19 protein-coding genes and 1 tRNA gene are annotated in these 23,981 nt (G+C 70.1%); 8 read left to right on the forward strand and 12 right to left on the reverse strand.

Annotated features, from left to right (window positions below):
* Positions 1 to 22: 22 nt before the first annotated feature.
* Positions 23 to 1,420, reverse strand: coding sequence for a threonine/serine exporter family protein (locus FVP77_RS01685; RefSeq protein WP_246133933.1), 1,398 nt, complete (start codon positions 1,418 to 1,420; stop codon positions 23 to 25).
* 189 nt (positions 1,421 to 1,609) lie between these two features.
* Between FVP77_RS01685 and FVP77_RS01690 the strand changes: the two genes are divergently transcribed.
* The gene (locus FVP77_RS01690) at positions 1,610 to 2,896 is read left to right on the forward strand and encodes an aspartate kinase (RefSeq protein WP_147892964.1); all 1,287 of its coding nucleotides are present in this window, start codon (positions 1,610 to 1,612) and stop codon (positions 2,894 to 2,896) included.
* A 100-nt stretch (positions 2,897 to 2,996) separates the two neighbouring features.
* On the opposite strand, the gene FVP77_RS01695 is transcribed toward FVP77_RS01690, so the two are convergent.
* Genes FVP77_RS01695 through FVP77_RS01715 form a run of 5 tightly spaced genes read right to left on the reverse strand, consistent with a single transcriptional unit; the run spans position 2,997 to position 9,294 of the window.
* Positions 2,997 to 4,607: a dipeptide ABC transporter ATP-binding protein gene (locus tag FVP77_RS01695; RefSeq protein WP_147892965.1), complete on the reverse strand. Its 1,611-nt coding sequence runs from the start codon at positions 4,605 to 4,607 to the stop codon at positions 2,997 to 2,999.
* Positions 4,604 to 5,401, reverse strand: coding sequence for an ABC transporter permease (locus FVP77_RS01700; RefSeq protein WP_147892966.1), 798 nt, complete (start codon positions 5,399 to 5,401; stop codon positions 4,604 to 4,606). The genes FVP77_RS01695 and FVP77_RS01700 overlap by 4 nt, the downstream gene beginning before the upstream one ends.
* Complete coding sequence (locus tag FVP77_RS01705; protein WP_147892967.1) at positions 5,398 to 6,420, reverse strand: ABC transporter permease; 1,023 nt, start codon at positions 6,418 to 6,420, stop codon at positions 5,398 to 5,400. The genes FVP77_RS01700 and FVP77_RS01705 overlap by 4 nt, the downstream gene beginning before the upstream one ends.
* A complete protein-coding gene (locus FVP77_RS01710) occupies positions 6,420 to 8,042 on the reverse strand; it encodes an ABC transporter substrate-binding protein (protein WP_187266775.1) in 1,623 nt (540 codons plus the stop codon). The genes FVP77_RS01705 and FVP77_RS01710 overlap by 1 nt, the downstream gene beginning before the upstream one ends.
* Before the next feature lie 49 nt (positions 8,043 to 8,091).
* Positions 8,092 to 9,294, reverse strand: coding sequence for a metal-dependent hydrolase family protein (locus FVP77_RS01715; protein ID WP_187266776.1), 1,203 nt, complete (start codon positions 9,292 to 9,294; stop codon positions 8,092 to 8,094).
* Between the two features lie 401 nt (positions 9,295 to 9,695).
* On the opposite strand from FVP77_RS01715, the gene FVP77_RS01720 reads away from it, so the two are divergent.
* The 5 genes from FVP77_RS01720 to FVP77_RS01740 all read left to right on the forward strand — a co-directional run bounded on the left by FVP77_RS01720 (position 9,696) and on the right by FVP77_RS01740 (position 14,799).
* Positions 9,696 to 10,766 (forward strand): aspartate-semialdehyde dehydrogenase, encoded by a 1,071-nt coding sequence (locus tag FVP77_RS01720; protein WP_147892970.1) that lies wholly within the window; start codon positions 9,696 to 9,698, stop codon positions 10,764 to 10,766.
* A gap of 101 nt (positions 10,767 to 10,867) precedes the next feature.
* Positions 10,868 to 12,301, forward strand: a complete 1,434-nt coding sequence (mqo, locus tag FVP77_RS01725) for a malate dehydrogenase (quinone) (RefSeq protein ID WP_246134045.1) — start codon at positions 10,868 to 10,870, stop codon at positions 12,299 to 12,301.
* Between the two features lie 8 nt (positions 12,302 to 12,309).
* Positions 12,310 to 12,915 (forward strand): thymidine kinase, encoded by a 606-nt coding sequence (locus FVP77_RS01730; protein WP_147892972.1) that lies wholly within the window; start codon positions 12,310 to 12,312, stop codon positions 12,913 to 12,915.
* A 40-nt stretch (positions 12,916 to 12,955) separates the two neighbouring features.
* Positions 12,956 to 13,981 carry a UDP-glucose 4-epimerase GalE gene (gene galE, locus FVP77_RS01735; RefSeq protein WP_147892973.1) on the forward strand — a complete coding sequence of 342 codons (1,026 nt, stop codon included), beginning with the start codon at positions 12,956 to 12,958 and terminating at the stop codon, positions 13,979 to 13,981.
* Positions 13,982 to 14,097: 116 nt separating this feature from the next.
* Positions 14,098 to 14,799 carry a FadR/GntR family transcriptional regulator gene (locus FVP77_RS01740; RefSeq protein WP_147892974.1) on the forward strand — a complete coding sequence of 234 codons (702 nt, stop codon included), beginning with the start codon at positions 14,098 to 14,100 and terminating at the stop codon, positions 14,797 to 14,799.
* A 9-nt stretch (positions 14,800 to 14,808) separates the two neighbouring features.
* Here FVP77_RS01740 and FVP77_RS01745 read toward each other — a convergent pair whose 3' ends face one another.
* The 5 genes from FVP77_RS01745 to FVP77_RS01765 form a co-directional block, all read right to left on the reverse strand.
* Positions 14,809 to 15,579 carry an HAD-IIB family hydrolase gene (locus FVP77_RS01745; RefSeq protein WP_246133934.1) on the reverse strand — a complete coding sequence of 257 codons (771 nt, stop codon included), beginning with the start codon at positions 15,577 to 15,579 and terminating at the stop codon, positions 14,809 to 14,811.
* A 78-nt stretch (positions 15,580 to 15,657) separates the two neighbouring features.
* Positions 15,658 to 15,731, reverse strand: a tRNA-Pro gene (locus tag FVP77_RS01750).
* Between the two features lie 121 nt (positions 15,732 to 15,852).
* On the reverse strand, positions 15,853 to 17,355 hold the full coding sequence (locus tag FVP77_RS01755) for a hypothetical protein (RefSeq protein ID WP_147892976.1): 1,503 nt from the start codon (positions 17,353 to 17,355) through the stop codon (positions 15,853 to 15,855).
* A 115-nt stretch (positions 17,356 to 17,470) separates the two neighbouring features.
* The gene (locus FVP77_RS01760) at positions 17,471 to 18,394 is read right to left on the reverse strand and encodes a metallophosphoesterase (protein ID WP_246133935.1); all 924 of its coding nucleotides are present in this window, start codon (positions 18,392 to 18,394) and stop codon (positions 17,471 to 17,473) included.
* Positions 18,395 to 20,986, reverse strand: a complete 2,592-nt coding sequence (locus FVP77_RS01765) for a transglycosylase domain-containing protein (RefSeq protein WP_147892977.1) — start codon at positions 20,984 to 20,986, stop codon at positions 18,395 to 18,397.
* A 100-nt stretch (positions 20,987 to 21,086) separates the two neighbouring features.
* Between FVP77_RS01765 and sp36 the strand changes: the two genes are divergently transcribed.
* Positions 21,087 to 21,305 (forward strand): Sp36 family protein, encoded by a 219-nt coding sequence (gene sp36, locus FVP77_RS01770; protein WP_116647906.1) that lies wholly within the window; start codon positions 21,087 to 21,089, stop codon positions 21,303 to 21,305.
* Positions 21,302 to 21,769: a RidA family protein gene (locus tag FVP77_RS01775; protein WP_147892978.1), complete on the forward strand. Its 468-nt coding sequence runs from the start codon at positions 21,302 to 21,304 to the stop codon at positions 21,767 to 21,769. Before sp36 ends, FVP77_RS01775 begins: the two co-directional genes overlap by 4 nt.
* Before the next feature lie 86 nt (positions 21,770 to 21,855).
* Here FVP77_RS01775 and acs read toward each other — a convergent pair whose 3' ends face one another.
* Complete coding sequence (gene acs, locus FVP77_RS01780; RefSeq protein WP_147892979.1) at positions 21,856 to 23,823, reverse strand: acetate--CoA ligase; 1,968 nt, start codon at positions 23,821 to 23,823, stop codon at positions 21,856 to 21,858.
* Between the last annotated feature and the right edge of the window lie 158 nt (positions 23,824 to 23,981).

The following is a 23,981-nucleotide window of genomic DNA, read 5'->3' on the forward strand; positions in this document are numbered from 1 at the left end:
GGCGCGACCGCGCAGCATCCGCTCATCGGCGGATGCGCGCGCGCGTGCGGGTGACGCTGCGCAGCGTGGCGCGCACCGGCGCGCCGATGTAGAGGCCGAGCGAGGCGCCGACGGCCAGGCTCACCCCGATGATTCCCGCGCCCACCAAGGTGGTGAGACCGGTGAAGAGCTCCGCGGTGTTCTCGCCGGATTCCACGACGCCGAGGAGCCCCCGGAAGACCGCGGCTCCGGGCACCATCGGCAGGATCGCGGCGGTCGTGATCGCGACCGACGGCACATGCAGGCGATAGGCGACGACGACCCCCACGAAGCTCCCGACGAAGGCGCCGACGCCGCTGGCGGCGGCCGTGTCGAATCCGACGGCGGATGCGGCGACGTAGCCGAACCACGCGAGCAGACTCAGCAGCGCGCTGACGACGATGATGCGGCTGCGCGCGCCGTTGAACACGGCCACCGCGATCGCGATGAGGGCGGCGCCGGCGAACTGCAGGCCCACCGGCCCGAGGGGGAGGGCCATGCTCGGCGGTGCCATGCCGAAGCCGATGACCCGGGCGGTCTCCAGGCCGGCGAGGATGCCGATCACGACGCCCAGGGTCTGGGTGATGAGTTCGAGGATGCGCCCGGTCGCCGTGAGGGCGAAGCCGTCGATGGCATCCTGGGCGGCGCCGACGACCGTGAGACCCGCGAGCATCAGCACGATCCCCGAGGCGACGATCACCGAGGGACGGATCGATTGCGCCGTCTCCCACCCCGTCGTGGAGAGGAGCGGCGACAGCGCGGCGAACAGCGTCAACACGAACGCGCCGGCGATCTGGCTGAAGAAGAACGGAACCTTCGCCCGCGCGAGGCCGAACTGCGTGAGGGCGGCGAGGGCGGCGGCGGCGAAGGCGAGCAGGATGAGCAGCCAGTTCGCCCCGAACATCACCGCGACGCCGACGGCGAGCAGCGCCTGCGCGAGGATCACCACGGGCGGGCGGTAGCGGAACGGCGTGCGGCGGATCTCGCGGTACTGCGCGACGGCGCCGTCGAGGGAGAGACCTCCGTCGATCTCGGCCACGAGGGCCTGCAGACGCAGCAGCCGTTCGTGGTCGGGTGCGGAGCCGCGGACGACGCGCATCAGCGTCAGCGGCTGCGCGGCGTCGCTGCGGTGGTGGGCGACGGTGATCGAGTTGTACGTGACGTCGACGTGCACCGGATCGAGACCGTACACGGCGCTGACCCGCACGATCGTCAGCGTCGTGTCGCTCGCCGTCGCACCGGAGACCAGCATCGACTCGCCGATGCGGATCGCGAGATCGAGGATGCGCACGCCCAGGGCGTCGTCGATGATCGGGAGCACGGCGGTCATCTGCGCGTCGGACGGATCGGAGCGGACCAGCCCGGTCAGAGAGGAGAGGAGTCCTCGGCGTCGTTGCTGCACGTGGATCTCCGCTCGTCGGGTGGGCGCTGCGCATTCATCGGCCTCACGAGCGCCGCCGCTCCTCGAGTCTACGAGCCGGATACGACCCCGAACCGGTCGCTCCCGACACATGGCGGGCACGGCATCCGGGGCTCCCTAGAATGGCGGGGTGGGCGCAGCATCCGCCCGTTCGTTCCCGGGAGTTCCCTCATGGCGCTGATCGTCCAGAAGTACGGCGGATCCTCCGTCGCCGACGCCGAGAGCATCAAGCGCGTCGCCAAGCGCATCGTCGACGCCCGCCGCGCCGGGCACGAGGTCGTCGTCGCGGTGAGCGCCATGGGCGACACCACCGACGAACTGCTCGACCTCGCCCAGCAGGTGGCCCCGATCCCCGCCCCCCGCGAGCTCGACATGCTGCTCTCCAGCGGAGAGCGCATCTCCATGGCGCTGCTGGCGATGGCCATCCACTCGATGGGCTTTGAGGCGCGCTCGTTCACGGGCAGCCAGGCCGGCATGATCACCGACGCGACGCACGGCGCCGCCCGCATCGTCGACGTCACCCCGATCCGGCTGCGCGAGGCGCTCGACGAGGGCGCGATCGTCATCGTCGCCGGCTTCCAGGGCTTCAACCGCGACACCCGCGACATCACGACGCTCGGCCGAGGCGGCTCCGACACCACCGCCGTCGCGCTCGCCGCGGCCCTCAATGCCGACGTGTGCGAGATCTACAGCGACGTCGACGGCATCTTCACCGCCGATCCGCGCGTCGTACCGAAGGCCCGCAAGCTCTCCCGCGTCTCGAGCGAAGAGATGCTCGAGCTCGCCGCCAACGGCGCCAAGGTCCTCTATATCCGCGCCGTGGAATACGCCCGCCGTCACGGCGTGCTGATCCACGCCCGATCCACGTTCAGCTCGAGCGAGGGCACCTGGGTGCTCGACCGTTCGCGCCACCACGAACTCGTCCCCGAGGGAGAAGAGATGGAAGAGCCCATCGTCGCCGGTGTCGCCACCGACCTGAGCCAGGCCAAGATCACCGTCGTCGGTGTGCCCGACGTTCCCGGCAAGGCGGCCGACATCTTCAAGATCGTCGCGAAGTCGGGTGCGAACGTCGACATGATCGTGCAGAACGTGTCGGCGGCGGCGACCAGCCGCACCGACATCTCGTTCACCCTGCCGAAGACCGACGCGACGACCGCCCTCAAGGCTCTCGCCGCCGAGCAGTCGGAGGTCGGGTTCGAGAACCTCGTCCACGACGACCAGATCGGCAAGCTCTCGGTCGTCGGTGCGGGCATGCGCACCCACTCGGGCGTCTCGGCGACGCTCTTCGAGGCGCTGAGTCTCACCGGCGTGAACATCGAGATGATCTCGACCTCCGAGATCCGCATCTCGGTCGTGCTGCGCGGCGACGACCTCGCCGAGGCCGCGCGCGTCGTGCACACGGCCTACGGGCTCGACGGCGACACCGACGCCACGGTGCACGCCGGCACCGGCCGCTGACGCCGCATCCCGGCTTGCCGGCGTAGGAGAAGGGACCGGCGTAGGCCGATCCGCCTGAAATCCTCCTACGCTCGGCGCATCTCCTACGCCCGCGACGGGCTCAGGCGCGCGCGGCTCCGGGGATCGCTCCGAGCAGCTCGCGGGTGTAGTCGTGCGCGGGCTCGGTGAAGATCTGCCGGGCATCGGCCTGCTCCACGATCCGGCCGTCCTTCATGACCGCGATGCGGTCGGAGACCTGCCGGATGACGCCGAGGTCGTGCGAGATGAACAGGTACGTGAGCCCGTGCTCGGCCTGCAGGTCGACGAGCAGCTGCAGCACCTGCTCCTGCACCGACACGTCGAGCGCCGACACCGGCTCGTCGAGCACGACGAGTTCGGGGCGCAGCGCCAGCGCTCGCGCGATCGCCACGCGCTGGCGCTGGCCGCCCGACAGCTCGGTCGGGCGCCGGGAGAGCAGCTCCGGCGCGAGGCGCACGTCGGCCAGCAGGCCGCGGACGGCCGCTGAACGCTCGGCGCGCGAGACGCCGAACGCCTGCAGGGGCTCGGCGACGATCCGCTCGACGGTCATGCGCGGATCGAGGGATCCGAAGGGGTTCTGGTACACGACCTGGATGCGGCGGCGGAGCTGCCGCAGCGCCGAACCGGCGAGGTCGGTGATGTCGGTGCCGTCGAACGTGACGGTGCCGGCGTCGGACGAGACGATGCGCGCGACCATCCGCGCGGTCGTGCTCTTGCCCGACCCCGATTCGCCGACGAGCGAGAACGTCGACCCGCGCGGTACGGAGAATTCGACCGCTTCGACGGCACGCACGGCCTGGGTCCCGCTGCCGTAGGTCTTGGCGAGCCCCACGACCGACAGGAGCGGCCCGTCCCCGTCGGAGGCCTGCGAGGTGCGCGGGGCCACGGTCGGCGACAGCCGCCGAGCATTGAGCCCGGGGGCGGCGGCCACCAGCCTCTGCGTGTAGGGATGCGAGGGCGACGACAGGACCGACGCGGCGGTTCCGCTCTCGACGATCTGACCCTTCTCGACGACGACGATGCGGTCGGCGCGGTCGGCGGCGACGGCGAGGTCGTGGGTGACCAGCAGCACGGCGGTGCCGTGCGCCGCGGCCAACGACTGCATCCGATCGAGCACGTGGCGCTGCACCGTGGCGTCGAGGGCGCTCGTGGGCTCGTCGGCGATCACGAGGGCGGGCTCGCACGACCAGGCGATGCCGATGAGCACGCGCTGGCGCAGGCCGCCCGAGAGCTCGTGAGGATACTGACCCGCCCGTCGTTCCGGGTCGGGGATGCCGACCTCGCCGAGGATCTCGATCGCCCTTGCCGCAGCATCCTTCTTCGACAGGTCTCGGTGACGGCGCAGGGTCTCGGCGATCTGCTCGCCGACCCGCATGAGCGGATTGAGGCTGTGCGAGGGGTCCTGCGGGACGAAGCCGATGCGGGCGCCCCGGATACGGCGGAGCGCGGCGGGTCGCGTGCGACCGAGGTCGTGCCCCTCGAAGCGGATCTCGCCCTCGCGCACGCGGGCCTGCGCCGGGAGGAGCTGCACGATCGCGTGGGCGATCGTGCTCTTGCCCGACCCCGACTCGCCGACCACCGCGACGATCTCGCCCGGGGCGATCTCGAGGTCGACGCCACGGAGGGCCGGTGTGACCCGGCGCCCCTGGCCGTAGTCGACGCGCAGTCCTGTCACGGACAGCAGAGCGGTCATCGGGTTCCTCCGATCGAGCGCGACACCTGGTTGACCGAGAGCACGATCGCGAGGATCACGGCACCCGGGAGCAGGCTGAGCCACGGTGCGGTGGCGACGAAGTCGCGGCCCGCCGAGACGAGCGCGCCCCACTCGGGCGCGGGAGGCTGCGCGCCGAAGCCGAGGAAGCTCAGCGCCGACACCGACAGGATGGCCAGCGCCAGTTCGAGCGCCGCCATCGCGATGATCGGACGAGCGGCGTTGGGGAGCACGTGACGCACCAGGATCGCGGGGCCGCGAACGCCGAGCGTGCGCGCGGCCTCGATGTACTCCTCGCCGCGCACGCGCAGCACCTGCGAGCGCATCACGCGGGCGAAGGAGCCGGCGGTGCCCAGACCCACCCCGAGCGCGATGGACAGCGGACCGAAGCCGAGCGAGGCGACGACGATGAGGGCCAGCAGGATCCCGGGGATGGCGATGAGCACGTCGACGAACCGCATGGCGACGAAGTCGACGGCTCCGCCGACGTATCCGGTGACGAGGCCGATGATCGATCCGACCACCACACCGCCCACGACGGCCAGCCCCGCGGCGAACAGCGACAGACGTGCGCCGTAGATCACCCGCGAGAAGACGTCGCGAGCAAGGTGGTCGGTGCCGAAGAGGTGCTCCGGCGAGGGAGGCGCGAGCCGCGCCGTGCCGACGGAGTCGAACGGGTCGTAGGGGGCGAGCAGCTCGGGTGCGATCAGGGCGGCGGCCGTGAGCGCCAGTACGAGGATCGCCAGCACGAGGGCGGGTTTGCGCAGGACGGTCATCGGGTCGCTCCCTTCCGGCCGACGAGCCGCGTACGCGTGCGCGGATCGATCACGCCGTACAGGCCGTCGACCACGAGCGTGACGACGGCGTAGACGAGGGCGACGACGATCACGACCCCCATCACGACGTTGATGTCGCGGGCCAGCACCGCGTCGACGGTGAGGCGGCCGATGCCGTCCCGGGAGAAGACGGTCTCCACGACCGCGGTGCCGCCGGCGAGATAGCCGATCTGCAGGCCGATGATCGTGATGGAGGGGAGGAGCGCGTTGCGCAACACGTGACGGACGACGACCGTGCGCTGGGCGAGACCCTTGGCGTTCGCGGTGAACACGAACGGGCTCGCCCCCGCGTCGAAGACGGCTGCGGAGAAGACCTGGAAGAAGATGGCGGCGGTCGGCAGCGCGAGTGTGATCCCGGGGAGCACGATGCTGGGGAACCCGTTGGTTCCGGATGCGGGGAACCAGCCGAGCCCGAACGAGAAGACGGTGATGAGCACGAGCCCGCTGAGGAAGGCGGGGATCGCGATCCCGAGCGGGGGGATCTGCGCGACCACGTCGCGCATCCACGCCGGTCGGGCGACGTACGCCCACACGGTGAACGCGAGGGCGATGAGGAAGCCGAGCACGAGCGCGAACAGTGCGACGGCGATCGTGTGCGGGAAGGCGCGCCCGATCATGTCGCCGACGGGCTGGCCGGTCGCGATGGAGGTGCCGAAATCTCCGCGCACGAGCGCGAAGAGGTTCGAGAAGTACTGCTGCCAGAGCGGACCGTCGAAGCCGTAGCGTGCGCGGAGCGCGTCGAGCTCGGCGGGATCGGTCGATGTCGCGTCGCCCCCTCGCAGGGAGAGGGCGGCGAGCACCGGGTCGCCGGGCAGCGCGTGGATCAGCAGGAAGGCGACCGTGTAGGTCGCCCAGACCACGAAGAGGCACTGCAGGATCTTCGGGATCAGGAAGCGCGCGACGGACGCCGCCCTGCTTCCTCCGTCCGCTGACGCCACGCGCTGCACCGGCTGTGTCATCAGTCCGAGACCACCGCGGTGTCGTAGAGGTGCAGGCGCGCGGCCGAGTCGAACGTGATGCCCTCGACGCCGGCGCGCGAGCCGTGCAGCTGCACGGTCTCCAGCGTCGGGATCACGTAGGCGCGCTCGGCGACGATCTGCTGGATCTCGTCGACCAGCTCCTGACGTGCCGCGGTGTCGGCGGTCTGCGACTGCTCCTGCAGGAGCGTCTCCAGCTCGGCGTCGTCGACGATGCCCCAGCGCGACTTCGACGCGGTGGACAGGAGCGTCCGCAGGGCGTCGGGGTCGGTGCGGGTGAGGGCTGCTCCGAGCATGTCGTAGTCGCCCGAGGCGATCGCGCCGAAGAAATCGCCCGAGGAGACCATCTTCAGCTGCAGGTCGATGCCGACCTTCTTGAGGTCGATCTGAGCGGCCTCGAGCACGTCCTGCGCGTAGAAGGCCGTGACCGTGACGGTGAGCGGCTGGCCGTCCTTCTCGTAGATCCCGTTCGACCCGAGGGTCCAGCCGTCGTCCTCGAGCAGCGCCTTCGCGCCGTCGGCGTCGTAGGCGAGCACGTCACCGAGGTCGGTGTAGCCGGGGGTGGAGGAGGTCAGGACGCTCGTCGGCGCCTGGCCGCTGATCGACCCCGCGATGACGTTGATCTGGTCGCGGTCGAGCCCCTTCGAGATCGCCTGGCGAACGGCCTCGTCACCCAGCGGACCCCGCGTGGTGTTGACCACGAGCGAGTTGGGAACGCCCGGGTTCGCCTTGGCGTAGAGGTTGTAGTCGCCGGTGCTGAAGCGCGACTCGTCGACGTACGGCACGTCCTGGATGACGTCGTACTCGCCCGACTCGAGGCCGCCGGTGCGCACGCTCGGCTCGGAGATGATCGGGAAGGTCACCGACGAGAGGTAGGCCTCGCCCTCGTGCTGACGCAGCTGCGACGCCCAGTCGTAGCCGTCGCGGCGGACGACCTTCACCGAGTCGTTCGGCACGTACGAGTCGAGGACGAACGGGCCCGTGCCGGCCACCGACGCGCAACGCGTCTCGGCGGGGGCGGCCACGGTCTCGGGCGAGAGGATGCCGAGCGAGATCGTCGTGGCGCCCTGCTGGAACTGCACGTTCGGGTTCGAGAAGTTCACCGTGAACTCGGTGTCGCTGGCGACCTCGGTGCCCGCGTATCCCGCGAGGTAGCCGTTCGCGAGCGAGGCGGATGCGCCGAGCGCGACGATGGCGTCGAAGTTCGCTGCCACGACGTCGGAGGTCAGCGGCGTGCCGTCGCTGAAGGTGACGCCGTCGCGCAGCGTGAAGGTGTACGAGGTGAGGTCGTCGCTCACGTCCCACTCGCTGGCCAGCCACGGCACGATCTCGCCGGTGTCGGGGTTCTGATCCAGGAGCGAGTCGGTCAGCTGGCGTCCGACGATGAGCGAGGTCGTCACGGACGACTGCTGCGGGTCGATGCAGGTCGGGTCTTCCTTGAGCGCGAAGACGATGTCCTGCGCGACGTCGGCGCCGGGCGTGGCGGAGGTCTCGGCTGCTCCGCCGGCGCAGCCGGCGAGGGTGAGCACGGCGAGGCCGGCGATCAGGGGGGCGGCGAGACGGCGCGCTCCACGGGGGTGCGAGACGGGTCGAGGGGTGGTCACGGGTTCTCCTTCATGGGCGGAACAGGTCAAGTGGTGCGGGATCTCGGGGTCACGCGGGCAGTGCGCCGGCGATCAGCTCACCGCGGGCGACGACGGCGACGATGTTGTCGGCGGTGAGGTCGTCGATGTCCTCCCACGGCTTTCCGCGCACGACGAGGAAGTCGGCGCCCTGGCCGGGCTGGAGGCGGCCGACCTTGCCGGCGAGGCCGATGGCGTCCGCAGCATCCGAGGTGCCCGCGCGCATGGCGCGCTCGCTGGTCCAGTCGAACGACTGCTTCATGAGGCGGAGCTCTTCGAGCTGGTCGCCGAAGCGCACCATCACGCCGTTCGCGTCGGTGCCGAGCACGAAACGGATGCCGGCGGCCGCGGCGCCGGTGAAGTTGGCGTCGCGTTCGGTGACGACGGCGCGGCCCTTCTCGGCGGCGTCGTCGCTGACCGGGATCTTGCGATCGGCGATGGCGTCGTTGATCAGCAGTGTGGGGGCGACGGGGATGTTGCGCTCGAGCAGCGTGTGCCAGTGGCGCTCGAGGATGCCGGTGCCGTGCTCGATCGAGTCGACCTCGAAGCGCAGCGCGATGTCGACGCCCTCGGCGGTGTGCGTGTGAGCGGCGACGAGCATGCCGAGCGCGTGCGCCTCGTCGACGGTCGCGGCGATCTCGGCCTCGGTCTGGTTGCGCCAGCCGACCTTGTCGCCCATCGAGAGCACTCCGCCGCTCGTGTAGATCTTGATGCCGTCCGCACCGGAGCGCGCCCACTGGCGCACGAGACGACGGCACTCGTCGGGGGAGTCGGCGACGGGCGGTCGGTGCGCGTAGTGCGGCGGGGTGAACAGGTCGCCGTGGCCGGCGGTCATGCCGACCGGGCCGTGCACGAGCAGGCGCGGGCCGGGGATGATGCCGGCCGCGAGCGCGCGCGCAGCCGAGAACTGCACCTCGCCGCCGCCCAGGTCGCGGAGGGTCGTGACGCCGGATGCGGCGGCACGGCGCGCGTGCGAGACGACGTGCAGCGACCGCTCGGAGGCGGGGGTGATGAGCGGCCAGGTGAGCCAGTCGTTCGCCGGCGCCCCCGCGGACGAGTCGAGGTGCACGTGCGTGTCGACGAGGCCGGGGACGACGCTGTACTCGGACGCGCCGGGGGCGGTCTCTTCGACGGCGGTGATGCGGTCGCCCTGCCACGAGAGGGTGGCGGTGCCGCGGGTGCGGTCTCCGTCCCACAGGGGCAGGCCGGGAAGGGATTGCAGGCTCGCGGGCACAAGGACTCCTCGCAGAGAAGGGCGTTCGGGGGGACGCCGGGAGGGGAAGCGGACGATGGGTTCGCCGGGGGTGGTGGCAACGCTGGTCCGGGCGTCAGGATATCGGCGCTGAGGAGGCCCTCTTCGACAAAGGCGGCCTCTGCGCCGCATCCTTTACAGAACGGAAACATGGCGCAGGCCGCTCGCGAGGCGTCGGATCCCGCTCCCCGCGCGAGATCCCGCCCGGAATGTAACGATCGTCCATCAACCCGCGTTCTCGACGCAGGAGAAGCGCCCGGCGGAGGACGATCCGGCCGGAATCCTCCTACCTCCGGCGCTTCTCCTACGCCCGCGACCGGCGATGTCGCCCGCCGCGCCGATAGAATCGCGGAAACCGACCCGAGCAGCACCCGAGGAACGCCATGACCCGCATCTCCGATTCCGGAATCTCCCTCGCCATCGTCGGCGCCACCGGCCAGGTCGGCACCGTCATGCGCGAGATCCTCATCGAGCGTTCGTTCCCGATTCGCGACCTGCGCCTGTTCGCGACGGCCCGTTCTGCCGGCACCTCGATCGAGTTCGGCGGGCACGACATCATCGTCGAGGACGTCGCCACGGCCGACCCGTCGGGCATCGACGTCGCGCTGTTCTCGGCCGGCGCGACCGGCAGCCGCGCGCACGCGCCCCGCTTCGCCGAGGCCGGTGCCCTCGTCATCGACAACTCCAGCGCCTGGCGCATGGACCCCGAGGTTCCGCTCGTCGTCAGCGAGGTCAACCCGCACGCGATCGACGAGGCGAAGAAGGGCATCGTCGCCAACCCGAACTGCACCACGATGGCCGCGATGCCGGTGCTGAAGGTGCTGGATGCCGAGGCCGGCCTCGAGCGATTGATCGTCAGCACCTACCAGGCCGTCAGCGGCTCGGGGCTCGCCGGCGCGCAGGAACTGCTCGGCCAGGTCGAGGGCGTGCTCGCGCAGGGCGACGTCGAGCGCCTCGTCCGCGACGGCTCGGCGCTGGACTTCCCCCAGCCCGAGAAGTACATCGCCCCGATCGCCTTCGACGTCATCCCGTTCGCCGGCAACCTCGTCGACGACGGCGACAACGAGACCGACGAGGAGAAGAAGCTCCGCAACGAGAGCCGCAAGATCCTCGAACTGCCCGACCTCCGGGTCGCGGGCACCTGCGTGCGCGTGCCGGTCTTCACGGGGCACTCGCTCAGCATCAACGCCGAGTTCGCGCGCGACATCACGCCCGACCGCGCACGCGAGCTGCTCGCGAGCGCACCCGGCGTGCAGCTCGAGGAGGTGCCCACGCCGCTGCAGGCGGCCGGCACCGATCCGAGCTACGTCGGACGCATCCGTGCGGATCAGTCCGCCCCCGAGGGCAAGGGTCTCGTGCTGTTCATCAGCAACGACAACCTCCGCAAGGGCGCGGCGCTCAACGCCGTGCAGATCGCCGAGCTCGTCGCCGAGCGCCTGGGCGCCCACGCCTGATTGTTCGAGGCCGTGCGCACTCGCGATTGGGCCCCCTCAATCGCGCCTAGGATTGCCTGGTGAGCCAAGACATCGACGTGCTGCTCATCGGTGGCGGCATCATGAGCGCCACCCTGGGCACGTTTCTGAAAGAACTCCAGCCCGACTGGAAGATCGCCGTCTACGAACGGCTGAGCGACGTCGCGCTGGAGAGTTCGAACGCGTGGAACAACGCGGGCACCGGGCACGCCGCGCTGTGCGAGCTGAACTACATGCCGCAAGCGCCCGACGGCTCGGTCGACCCCGCGAAGGCGATCACGATCAACGAGCAGTTCCAGCAGAGCCGGCAGTTCTGGTCGTCGCTCGTAGAGAAGGGCGAGCTCGACGCCCCCTCGACGTTCATCAACGCCACCCCGCACATGACGTTCGTCCGCGGTGAGAAGGACGTCGAGTACCTGCGCAAGCGCTACGAGGCGCTCAAGACGCAGCCGCTGTTCGAGGGCATCGAGTTCAGCGAGGATTCGCGTGTCATCAACCAGTGGGCGCCGCTGCTGATGAAGAAGCGTCTGAAGAGCGACGAGCCCTTCGCCGCGACCCGCGTGCCGGCCGGAACCGACGTCGACTTCGGGTCGCTCACCCACCAGCTCTTCGCGAATCTCAAGGACAAGGGCGTCGAGGTCGTCACGAACCGCGAGGTGCGCAAGCTCAAGCGCGACGGCGACGGGGGCTGGCGGGTCACCACCCGTGAGACCCTGGGCCGCACGCCCGGTCAGATCACCGCGAAGTTCGTCTTCGTCGGTGCGGGCGGCTGGGCCCTGAAGCTTCTGCAGCGTTCGGGGATCCCCGAGATCAAGGGCTACGGAGTCTTCCCCATCGGCGGGCAGTGGCTGAAGACCGACAACCCCGCGCTCGTCGCGCAGCACAAGGCGAAGGTCTACTCGCAGGCGTCGGTCGGCGCTCCGCCGATGTCGGTGCCGCACCTCGACACCCGCGTCGTCGACGGACAGACGTCGCTTCTGTTCGGCCCGTTCGCGACGTTCAGCCCGAAGTTCTTGAAGAACGGTTCGCCCTGGGACATCGTCTCGCAGGTGCGGCCGCACAACCTGCTGCCGATGCTGAAGGTCGCGATCGACAACCCGGGCCTCATCAAGTACCTCGTGGGCGAGCTGCTGAAGACCCACGCTCGGAAGGTCGACAGCCTGAAGACGTTCGTGCCCTCGGCGCAGGGCAAGGACTGGGAGCTGCTCGCGGCCGGCCAGCGCGCCCAGGTCATGAAGCGCGACCCGAAGAAGGGCGGCGTGCTGCAGTTCGGCACCGAGGTCGTCACCGCGAAGGACGGCTCGATCGCCGGTCTGCTCGGGGCCTCACCGGGTGCGTCTACCGCCGTGTCGATCATGCTCGGGCTGCTCAAGACCTGCTTCCCCGACGACATCGCTCGCTGGGAGCCGCGTCTGAAGGAGCTCGTGCCGAGCTACGGCGAGACGCTCAACACGCGTCCCGAGGTCGCACGCGAGGAGCTCGCGAAGACCGCCGGCGTGCTCTCGATCTCGGTCTGACACGGGCTGTGGCCAAGCTCTACTTCCGCTACGGGGCGATGAACTCCGGCAAGTCGACCGCGCTCCTGCAGGCGGCGTACAACTACGAGGAGCGCGGGCAGCGGGTGCTCCTTGCCAAGCCCGAGATCGACACGAAGGGCGCCGACCAGATCGAGAGCCGTCTCGGCGTCTCGCGCACGGTCGACTTCCTGGTGGCGACCGGTGCCGACGCGCGGGAGTCCTTCCGCGCCGCGGCAGGCGACGCCCCGATAGCGTGCCTCCTCGTCGACGAGGCCCAATTCCTGACGCCCGGGCAGGTCGACGACCTGTTGCGCATCGCAGTGCTCGACGACATCCCGGTGCTGGCCTACGGCATCCGCACCGACTTCCGCACCGAGGCCTTCCCGGGCTCCGCGCGCCTTCTCGAACTCGCGCACAGTCTCGAGGAGCTCAAGACGATCTGCCGTTGCGGGCGAAAGGCGATCTTCAACGCGCGGCTGATCGACGGCCGCTTCGTGTTCGACGGCGATCAGGTGGCGATCGATCAGGGGCTGACGACCGGTGAGGTCACCTACGAGTCGATGTGCGCCGTCTGCTATCTGACCGAGTCCGGCGGGCGGCTCGACGGGCGCTGAGCGACGCGAGCCGACCGCCGCAAGTCGGTAGCCTGGAGGCATGCGCGTACTCCTTGCCGGCGGTGCCGGTTACGTCGGAACCCACACGGCGGTAGCCCTTCTCGAAGCCGGCCACGAGGTCGTCCTGCTCGACGACCTCTCGGGCACCCAGGCGGTCGCCGCCGCCCGCGTGGAGCAGATCACCGGCGCGTCCGCCCCGTTGGTGGTGGGGGATGCTGCCGACGACGCGGTCGTGGAGGCCGTCTTCGCCGAGCACGGCCCGATCGACGCGGTCATCCACCTCGCCGCGTTCAAGGCCGTGGGGGAGTCGACGCAGCAGCCGCTGAAGTACTACTCCAACAACCTCGACACCACGTTCGCTCTTCTGCGCGCCGGGGTGGCCCACGGCATCCGTTCGTTCGTCTTCTCGAGCACCGGCACCGTGTACTCCGACCCCGCCGACCTGCCGTTCACCGAGGAGTCGACCACGAGCGTCGACCTCTCGAACGCGTACAGCAAGTCCAAGCGCATGAACGAGGTCGTGCTCGCCGACGTCGCCCGGGTGAACCCCGAGCTGAACGTCACCGTGCTGCGCTACTTCAACCCGGTCGGGGCACACCCGAGCGGTCTGATCGGCGAAGACCCCTCGGGCATCCCCAACAACCTCATGCCCTACGTCTCGCGCGTCGCGATCGGCACCCTCGATCGCATCGGCGTCTTCGGCAACGACTACGACACCCCTGACGGCACGGGCCTGCGCGACTACATCCACGTCGTCGACCTCGCCGAGGGCCACGTCGCGGCGCTCGAGAAGGCCGAGCCCGGTTTCGCGATCTACAACCTCGGCACGGGCATCCCCGTGAGCGTGCTGCAGCTGATCGCCTCGTTCGAGGCGGCGGTGGGTCACGAGCTGCCGACCGAGATCCTGCCGCGTCGCGCGGGCGACGTCGCCGCGACGTACTGCAACCCGTCGAAGGCGGCCCGCGACCTCGGCTGGCGTACGCGGCTGGGCATCGACGACGCGTGCCGCGACTACTGGAACTGGCAGAGCACGAACCCCCAGGGCTACAGCACCACCACCGCCTGAGACACGCGGATCGGCCGAGACGCACCGCCAGGCGCGGCGTCTCGGCCGATCCGCGCGTCTCACGCTCCTGCCCGCCCCGCCCGCGGGCTATCGTGGGGACTCCTCCGGAGGTGAAGATGCCGAACACCGCACCGCGCGCGTGGCAGGTCGTGCTCGAGAAGATCGAGGGCGATCTGCTCGCCGGTCGTCTCGGCCCGGGGGACCGGCTCCCTCCCGAGCGCGACCTCTCCGTGCAGCTCGGCGTCGGACGCTCGAGCGTGCGCGAGGCCATCCGCGTGCTCGAGGTGCTGGGGCTCGTGCGCACCGGCACGGGATCGGGGCCGACGTCGGGCGTGACGATCGTCGCGACCCCTCGCGGTGGTCTGTCGGCGCTGCTGCGGCTGCAGGTGGCCGCCAACGGGTTCGACATCGCCGACGTCGTCAGCACGCGCGTCACCCTCGAGTCGGCCGTCGTGGAGGCGCTCGCCGCCGCCGACGAGCCCGACCTCGCCCAGGTGCACGCCGCCCTCCACGAGATGGAAGGGCCGGAGCTGCCGGTCGCCGAGTTCCTCGCGCTCGACCGGGCGTTCCACGTCGCGTTGTCGGAGGCCTCCGGAAATGCCGTCGTCACCGCCATCATGGTGGGTCTGCGCACCGCGATCGACGCCTACGTCGAGGCGGGCGCCCTCCGCGTGACCGACTGGGACGCGACCGCCGCGCGGCTGGTGCGCGAGCACCGCGCGATCGTGGGCGCCGTCGAGCGCGGCGAAGCCCAGGAGGCGCAGCGGCTCGTGCGAGCGCACATCGCGGGGTACTACGCCGAGGCCGTCACGGCCTGAACGGGCCTCTCAGCGGACGGGGAGCGTGGGGATGAGGGCCTCGAGGTACTCGGCGGTGTCTTCCCAGCCCTCGACCGCGTGGCACTCGACGCCCATCGCGAGCACGGGGTAGTCGTTGCCGTCGGGATCGAGGCGATCGCCGATGAACAGCATGTCGTCGAGTGGGATGCCGGTGGCGTCGGCGAGCTGGTTCATGCCGTAGGCCTTGTCGATGCCGCGGTGGGTGATGTCGATCGAGGTCGACCCGCCCGAGCGCACCTCGAGGTCGGGGATGCGTGCGGCGACCGCTTCGCGCAGGGTGTTCTTCTTCTCGCCGGTCGGGTCCCACGCCTTCTTGGCGTCGAGCGGGGCCTTCTGTCCGAGCGCGGAGAACGTGATCTGCGATCCGCGGTCTTCGAGGATGTCGCCCCAGGTCTCGCCGGCCCACAGACCGAGGCGCTTGGCCTCTTCCTCGACCGCGGCGAGGGCGCGGGTCTTCTCGTCGTCGGTCAGAGAATGCGCGTAGACGGTCTCGATACCGGCCGGCGTGAGGAGGTAGTACTGGGTGCCGCACGTCGGCAGCAGGTGCACGTGGCTGAGTAGATCGGCGGATGCTGCGGGCAGCCGCTCGACGACCTGCGTGCGGAACTGCGCGAGCTGCCCGCCGGAGATGATGGCGACTTCCACCCGCTCGGCGAGGGCGATCAACAGTTCGCCGATCCGCGGGTCGATCGCGGTCTTCGAGGGGGCGAGGGTGTCGTCGAGGTCGAAGGCGACGAGGCGGGGCGTGATGTCGGGCACGGGGCTCCTGTACGAGACGTCCAAGGAATGAAAGAAGGCTCCGTCAGGCGACGGAGCCTTCTCGCTCATGATATTCAGTCGGGGTGACAGGATTTGAACCTGCGGCCTCGTCGTCCCGAACGACGCGCGCTACCAAGCTGCGCCACACCCCGGAGCAACCACACGAGTCTACCCCGTTCGGAGGGATGGTTCGAACCGTGGGCGCGAGGAGATGACCGACCGCCCGCCGATGGCGTGGGGGAGCGCATCGGCGGACGGCGGGGTTCTGGGAGGTCAGAGAGACGCCGTCGCTCGCCGCCGCTGTCGCAGATGCGCCAGGAGGGCGATTCCGAGCAGCAGGGCGGCGCCACCGGCTCCGGCGATGCGCGGAGTGAGACCGTCGCTTCCTGTCGCGGCCAGCGTGCGCGAGGGCTCCACGGGCGGCTGCGCCACCGGGGGCTTCTCGGGCGTCGGCTGCTCTGGCGGGGGAGGAGCCGTGACGGTCACCATCTGCGTGGCGACACCGAAGTTCTCCGTCCACGAGAACCCGGGGCGCAGGTGCGGGGCGGTCGCGGGATCCTGCTCGGCCGAGTCGATCCGCCAGACGGCCGTATAGACGCCCGGGCCGGGCAGCTCCCACTCGGAGGTGACGCGGTAGACCCCGGGCCCGGTCGCCGGATCGCTCTCCAGCGCGAGATCGCCGACGTGTTCCGCGTCTGCGGGGACGGCCTCGGTCTCGGGCAGGACGGCCTCGGTGCGGTAGACCTGAGCGGTGGCGCGGAGCACCACGAACGTACCGTCGGCCGCGCGCGGCCACGCACCCTCGATGGGTGAAAGCGTCACGTCGTCCACGAAGGGACCGCCCTCGATCTCCGGCTCGGCGACCCGGGTGGTCAGACCGGGGGTGAAGACGACCGGGCGGGGCGCAGCGTCCGTCGCCTCGGCGGTGAACTCGATGTGGCCCCCGGGTCCCGCCGTGTCTTGACCGCCGGGAGTCGTGAAGTGGCGGACGGCCGGGGCGAACCCCGCCGATCCGTGTGCCCTCGCGTGAACGCTGAAGGGTGCGCCGTCGTCGGTCGGCGGAGTCGCGACGATGGCGTACGCGGTGCCGGGGGCGGCGTCGGCGCGCTCGGGCGAGCCCGTGTCGGCGAACACGGCGTGGGTGAGGGTGATGGTTCCCGCCGCGGAGGCATCGAGCTGCACGGTGCCTCGCCGCGGATCGGCGGTGTCGGTCGTCAGCGTGAGGCTCGCCGAGCTCGACGGCACGGTCACGGCCATCCCCTCGGCGTAGTAGGCCTCGGCGAGCGACCCCACGCCGGCGCTGTGCTCGGGGGCGAGCTTCGAGAAGGTCCAGTGCACCGCCTCGGCCAGCGAGTCGCCGCGATACCCCCACGCGTGAAGGGTGGCCTCTCGATTCGCGATCGACTTGACCGCCCAGCCGACGGCGGCCGACTGCACCGGGTCGGCCGTTTGCCCGTACTTCGTCACGAGGAGGTTGATCCCCGCGAGCTGATGGGGCGAGAGACCCGCCGCCGAGCCACTGCGACCGTGGTCGACCGAGCCGCCGGTCGGCAGGGGAAGCCCCGGGATGATGCAGTAGGTGTGGACCCCGCCGACGAGCATCGAGCCGTGCCAGCCGTGGGCCGACAACGGTGCCCAGGTGCCGAAGCCCGACCCCTGGTCGGCCGCACGAGCGGGAGGCGCTGTCCACAGCGAGCCCAGGAGGACGAGCACCAGGCACAGGACGAGCGCCGCGGGGGCGCGAAGACGGAGGAGGGGGACGGGCACGGTGGGCATCGCAGCATCCTTTCGACGAGGTGTTCGTCGATCGTGCGATGCGAGCGGATGCTGCGGGCCTTGCCGGAACGCGGATGTGGACAACCCGCACGAAACCCCGCTTGGGGAGGAGAGGTCAGCGCGGGAGGAGGGTGAGCAGTGTGACCTCGGGGCGGCAGGCGAAGCGCACCGGGGCGTAGATCGAGTGGCCGAGTCCGGCGCTGACGTTCAGCGGCGCGGTGCGTCCGTCGTGCGTCCACTCGCTCAGACCGCGGGCCTGGTCGAGCGGGATGTCGCAGTTCGCGACGAGCGCGTCACGGCTGCCGGGGATGCGCACCTGTCCGCCGTGCGTGTGGCCGGCGAAGATGACGTCGGCCCCGAGGTCCACGTATTCGTCGAGCACACGGCGGTAGGGGGCGTGGGTGACACCGAGGGTGAGGTCGGCCTCGCCGAGCTCGCCGATCGCCTCGGGGAGCACCTCCAGGTCGTCCCAGTCGCGATGGGCGTCGTTGACGCCGAAGGCGTTGATGCGCACACCACGCACCTCGAGCGACGTCGCCGCGTTGTCGATGAGCGTCCAGCCGAGGTCGTCGGTCAGGTAGCCGTCGAGGGCGTCGACGTCCATCTCCTCGATCTCGGGGTTCCGCTGCGACGGACCGGTGAAGTAGCGCAGCGGATTACGGAACGACGGACCCTGGAAGTCGTTCGACCCGTGCACGAACAGTCCCGGCACGCCCGTGAACGGCTCGAAGGCGTCGCGAAGGCCGCTCAGGCCGTCGCGGTGTCCGATGTTGTCGCCGGTGTTGACGATCAGGTCGGGCTCGAGTCGAGCGAGGCCCGCGATCCACTCCTGCTTGTGGTGCTGCCACGGCGCCATGTGGGCGTCGGAGATGTGGAGGATGCGGAGGGCATCGGCGTCACGCGGCAGCACCCGCAGGGCGTGATACCGCACGGTGAAGAGATAGCGCTCGATCCCCATGCCCCATGTCGCCGCGCCCGCACCGACCGCCCCCACCGCCGCGACGGCGGTGAGGGCGGCCTTGGCCGCAGGTGTTGCCACTCAGCAGGCCTTCGCGGTGTACGCGATGGCGATGGCAGTGCTGCGCGAGGCGACGCTCCCGGCACCCGGGTTCGTGCCCGAGACGAGACCGGCGTCGGGAGCAGCAGGATCGACCGTGCAGCTGCCGGACAGCTGGGTGAAGCCGGCGGCCTGCAGGGTCGCGACCGCCTGGGCGGGCGCGGAGCCCGCGACCGAGGGAATCGTCGTCGCCTGGCCGTTGCTGGGGCTGATCGTGATGCTCGCACCGGATGCTGCGCGGTTCGCACTCTGACCGGCGACGATGTTCGTCGGCTGATCGGAGTCGATGGGATCGCCCACCTGCACCGAGAAGCCCGCCGCTTCGAGAGTCGACTGCGCCTGGTCGATGGTCTGGCCGACCACGTTCGGCACGTCGCGCAGCACCTGGCGCACCAGGTTGTTGTCGGGCCGCGGGAACGCGTCTCCGCCGTACGCCGCGTTGGCGGCTCTCTGGACGTCCTGTGCGATGTAGTAGCGGATGTTCTGCAGGCCGATGCCGCGGTAGCTGTTCTTGAAGACGTCGAGCGTGCCGTTCGCGTTACCGGCCCAGACGGCCGTCGCGACCTTCGAGCTCGACTCCACCATCCAGGTCTGCCACTCCTGGTGGGTTCCCGTCTTTCCGATCAGCGCGGTGCCGTCGCCGGTGTTCGCTCGCGCGCCGGTGCCGCCGCCCGTCATGACGCCCTGCAGGGCGTATGCGGCGGTCGCGGCGACCTCGGGGCTGATGACCTGCTCGCAGGTGGTCTCCGGGATGGGGAGCTCTTCGCCCTTGGAGTTCGTGACGCGGTCGATGACCTTCGGCTGGCAGTAGACGCCGTTGTTGGCCACCGTGCCGTAGGCGCCGGCCATCGCCATGGGCGAGACGGCGCTGGGGCCGATGATCTGCGTCGGGTACTCGACCTCGATGGGCTCGCCGTTGCTGCCCATGACGCCCATCCGGGCCGCGACCTTGCCGATGTCGCACAGGTCGAGCTGCGACGCCATGGCGACGTAGCCGGAGTTCAGCGACTGAGCGGTGAAGCTCATCGGCGTGCCGTAGCCGCCGCCACCGCCACCGAAGTTGCCCGGCTTCCAGGTGTTGCCCACGATGTTGCCGGTGCAGCTGTTGGTGAAGCGGCTGATCGGCACGTCTCGACCGTTGACCGACTCGTTGACGGAGTGGCCCTTCTCGAGCCAGTCGATCAGGGTGAAGAGCTTGAACGTCGAGCCGGCCGAGAACCCGTCGGACCCGCCGTTCTTCTGCGTTCCGGCGTAGACGATCGACGAGTACGCCGGGTCGCTCGCGGCCAGATTGCTGTCCTCGGTGAACTTCGTGTTCTGGGCGATCGCCAGCACCCGACCGGTCGTGGCCTCGACGCTGACCGATGTCGAACCGTAGCTCGTGCCGGGCACCGACTCGGGGGCGTACTCGGCCATGGCGTCCTGCGCCGCGCTCTGCACGCGCCAGTCGAGCGTCGTGTAGATGTTCAGGCCGCCCTGCTTCAGGGCGCGCTCGCGATCTGCCGACTCGGCGCCGAACGCCGGGTCGTTGCGCACGACCGAGACGACGTACTGGCAGAAGTAGGCGGTGGCTCCGGTCGCCGCGCACCCGGTCTGGGCGGGGGTGATGGCCGGAGTGATCGGTTCGGCGACGGCGGCGTCGTGCTGCTCCTGCGTGATCTTGCCGTCTTCGAGCATGCGTCCGAGCACATAGGTCTGTCGGGTCTTCGTCTGCGCGTACCCGTTCGCGGCGCCGTTCGACTCGTTGTTGGGCTGATCGATGCGGTACGTGTTCGGGTTCTGCACGATGCCGGCCAGCGTGGCCGCCTGGCCGACGCTCAGGTCGGCGGCCGACACGTTGAAGTAATAGCGGGCGGCGGCGTCGATGCCGTAGGTCGTGCCACCGAAGTTGGCGATGTTCAGGTAGCCGAGCAGGATCTCGTCCTTCGAGTACTCCTTCTCGAGCTGGATGGCGTAGCGCATCTCCTGCAGCTTGCGCTCGTAGCCGTCGACTCCCGACGCCTGGGTCGCCTCGAGCCAGCAGCTCTGAAGCGCTTCGTCGCGGGTCTTCACCGTGGTCACGGTGCCGTCGTCGGCGGTCACCGTCTCGGCCTGCGCGTCGCGCTCGCAGCGCTGGATCAGCACGTTCTTCACGTACTGCTGGCTGATCGACGATCCGCCCTGCGTCGCGCCGCCCTGAGCATTGCTCAGGAGGGCGCGGGTGGTGCCGATGAGGTCGACCCCGCCGTGCTGGTAGTAGCGCGGGTCTTCACTGGAGAGGATCGCGTCGTAGGCGACGGGGTTGATCTCGTCGAACGCCACGGGGGAGCGGTTCTGGTCGTAGAACGACGTCAGTTCCACCCAGCCGGCATCGCCCCCGTTCGTGTAGATCGTGGTCGGCAGCATGAGCTCGTCGATCTCGAGGTAGCTCGGCATGTTGTCGAAGATCTTGATCGCGCTGGAGGCGGCGGCGCCTGAGACGGCGATGGCCGGGGTCACGGTGGCGGTGATGAGCACACCCGCGACGACGCTGAGGCCCACGAGTCCGAGAAGACCCCCGAGCGCGCCAGTAGGCGTCCGTTTCTTGTCAGGCATAGGCTTGATGGTAAGGGAGAACCCTGGGCGATGGCTCGACAGCCCCGCCGTTTCCGTAGGCCGCGATTCCCGCGCCGACCTCGACGATTCCGGAGCCGCGATGACCACGTGGGAGTACCTCACCACACCCCTTCTCATCCACAACACCGCCGCCATCCTCAACAACTGGGGTAAGCAGGGCTGGGAGCTCGTGCAGGTGGTGACCGGTCCGGAGGGCGGGCTCGTCGCCTACTTCAAGCGTCCGACGGGCGCCGGCTCCGCCAATGCGGGGCTGGATGCTGCGGCCACCGCCGCCCAGCAGTTCGGGGAGTCGTCATGACCGCGTCCGCCATGCTGGCAGAGCTCGGCATCGAGCTTCCGAGCGTCCCGCAGCCCGCCGGCGCCTACATCCCGGCGAAGGTCTCCGGCGACCTCGTCTTCACCGCGGGGCAGCTCCCGCTCGTCTCGGGCGTGCTCCCGGCGACGGGCAAGGTCGGCGAAGGCCGTGACCTCGTCGACCCCGCCGACGCATACCAGTACGCCCGGCTCTGCGCGCTCAACGCGATCGCCGCGGCGGCGGCGGCTGTCGGCGACGTCGACCGCATCACCGGCGTGCTGAAGGTGACCGGTTTCGTCGCGTCCGTTCCGGCCTTCACCGGCCAGCCCGGCGTCATCAACGGTGCGAGCGAACTGCTCGGCCACGTGTTCGGAGATGCCGGGCGTCACGCCCGGTCCGCCGTCGGCGTGCCGGTGCTCCCGCTCGACAGCCCCGTCGAGGTCGAGGTCATCTTCACGCTCGCCTGAGCCGCAGCATCCGTTCCAGGCGCTTCGACAGGCTCAGCGCCCGGGGTGGGTGCGGGCGACCGGCGTGGGCGGGGCCGCGCCGTCCGCTACTTCACCTGCGCCGAGATGGTGCTCATGACCATCGTGTCGGCGAGCGTCGTGGTGTCGCCGACCTCGCGGCCCTCCGCCACGTCGCGCAGCAGGCGTCGCATGATCTTGCCGGATCGCGTCTTCGGCAGTTCGCCGACGATGTAGATGTCGCGGGGGCGGGCGATCGGGCCGATCTGCTCGCCGACCCAGCCGCGCAGCGTCGAGGCGAGGCCCTCGGCGGGGTGCGCCTTGAGGAAGCTCTGCTTGATGATGACGAACGCGACCACCGCCTGCCCGGTCGTCTCGTCCGACGCTCCGACGACGGCCGCTTCGGCGACCGCCTCGTTGCCGACGAGAGCCGACTCGATCTCGGCGGTCGACAGCCGGTGCCCCGAGACGTTCATCACGTCGTCGACGCGGCCGAGGAGCCACACGTCTCCGTCGTCGTCGAGCCGCGCACCGTCACCGGCGAAGTAGTACCCCTTGTCGGCGAACTTGTCCCAGTACGTCTCCTTGTAGCGCTCGGGGTCGCCCCAGATCCCGCGCAGCATGCTGGGCCACGGTTCGGTGATCACCAGCAGTCCGCCGTTGCCGTGGCCCACGGGCTCGCCCGCGTCGTCGACCACGTCGACCGTGATGCCCGGAAGGGGCACCTGCGCCGAGCCGGGCTTCGTCTCGGTGACGCCGGGGAGTGCGGAGATCATGATCGCGCCGGTCTCGGTCTGCCACCACGTGTCGACGATGGGGGCGGTCTCGTCGCCGATGATCGTGCGGTACCACATCCATGCCTCGGGGTTGATGGGCTCGCCCACCGATCCGAGCAGTCGCAGCGACGACAGGTCGAACTTCTGGGGCACCTCGCGGCCGATCTTCATGAACGATCGGATCGCCGTCGGCGCGGTGTAGAACACGGTCACGCCGTACTTCTCGATGACCTCCCACCAGCGCCCGGGGTGCGGGGTGTCGGGGGTGCCCTCGTAGAGCACCTGCGTCGCGCCGTTCGCCAAGGGACCGTAGGTGACGTAGGTGTGCCCGGTGATCCAGCCGATGTCGGCGGTGCACCAGTAGACGTCGGTCTCGGGGTGGATGTCGTGCACCACGCGGTTGGTGAACGCCGCCTGCGTCAGGTATCCGCCCGAGGTGTGGAGGATGCCCTTGGGCTTCCCGGTGGTGCCGGAGGTGTAGAGGATGAAGAGCGGATTCTCGGCCGGGAAGCCCTCCGCCTCGTGGTCGGGCGACGCATCCGGCACCGTCTCGTGCCACCACAGGTCGCGCCCGTCCTGCCATTCGACGTCGTTGCCGCCGCGGCGCACCACGAGCACGTGCTCGACGGTCTCCTGCACGCCCGACCCGTTGCGGTCGGCCAGAGCCATGTCGACGGCCGGCTTGAGGGCCGACACCTTGCCCTTGCGGTAGCCCCCGTCGGCGGTGATGACGAGCTTCGCGCCGGCGTCGTCGATGCGCGCGCGCAGGCTGTCGGCCGAGAACCCGCCGAACACGACGGAGTGGATCGCCCCGATACGAGCGACGGCCAGCATCGCCGCGACCGCCTCGGGGATCATCGGCAGGTAGATCGCCACGCGGTCGCCCGCACCGACCCCGAGCCCTTGCAGCACGTTCGCGACGCGCTTGACCTCGTCGGTGAGCTCGGCGTACGAGACGCGCCGCTCGTCGCCGTTCTCGCCCTCCCACAGCAGTGCGATCCGGTCGCCGTGACCGGCTTCGACGTGACGGTCGAGGCAGTTGTACGCCACGTTCAACTCGCCGTCGGCGAACCAGGTCGCGAACGGGGGATTCGACCAGTCCAGGCCCTGCGTGAACGGCGTGTGCCAGTGGAGTTCGCGCGCCTGATCGGCCCAGAAGCCCTCGCGGTCGGCGGCGGCCCGCTCGTAGAGATCGGCGGCGCCCACGGCCGCGTCGGCGAAGTCGGCCGACGGCGCGAAACGTCGCGTCTCCGAGAGGAGGTGATCGATCTGGCTGCTCATCGGGGCGCGCTCCCTTGCGTGGTGGATGGGAGGGCGGATGCTGCGCATCGCCCGCCGGACAGGCTCAATCTAGCCACGCCTCGGAGGGGCGACTACCTCCGATAGTTGGTCGGCGCCTCGCGCGCGTCGATCACGTTCATCTCTGATTGGGCATAGGA

The sequence above is a fragment of the Microbacterium hatanonis genome (assembly GCF_008017415.1).
GTDB lineage: Bacteria > Actinomycetota > Actinomycetes > Actinomycetales > Microbacteriaceae > Microbacterium > Microbacterium hatanonis.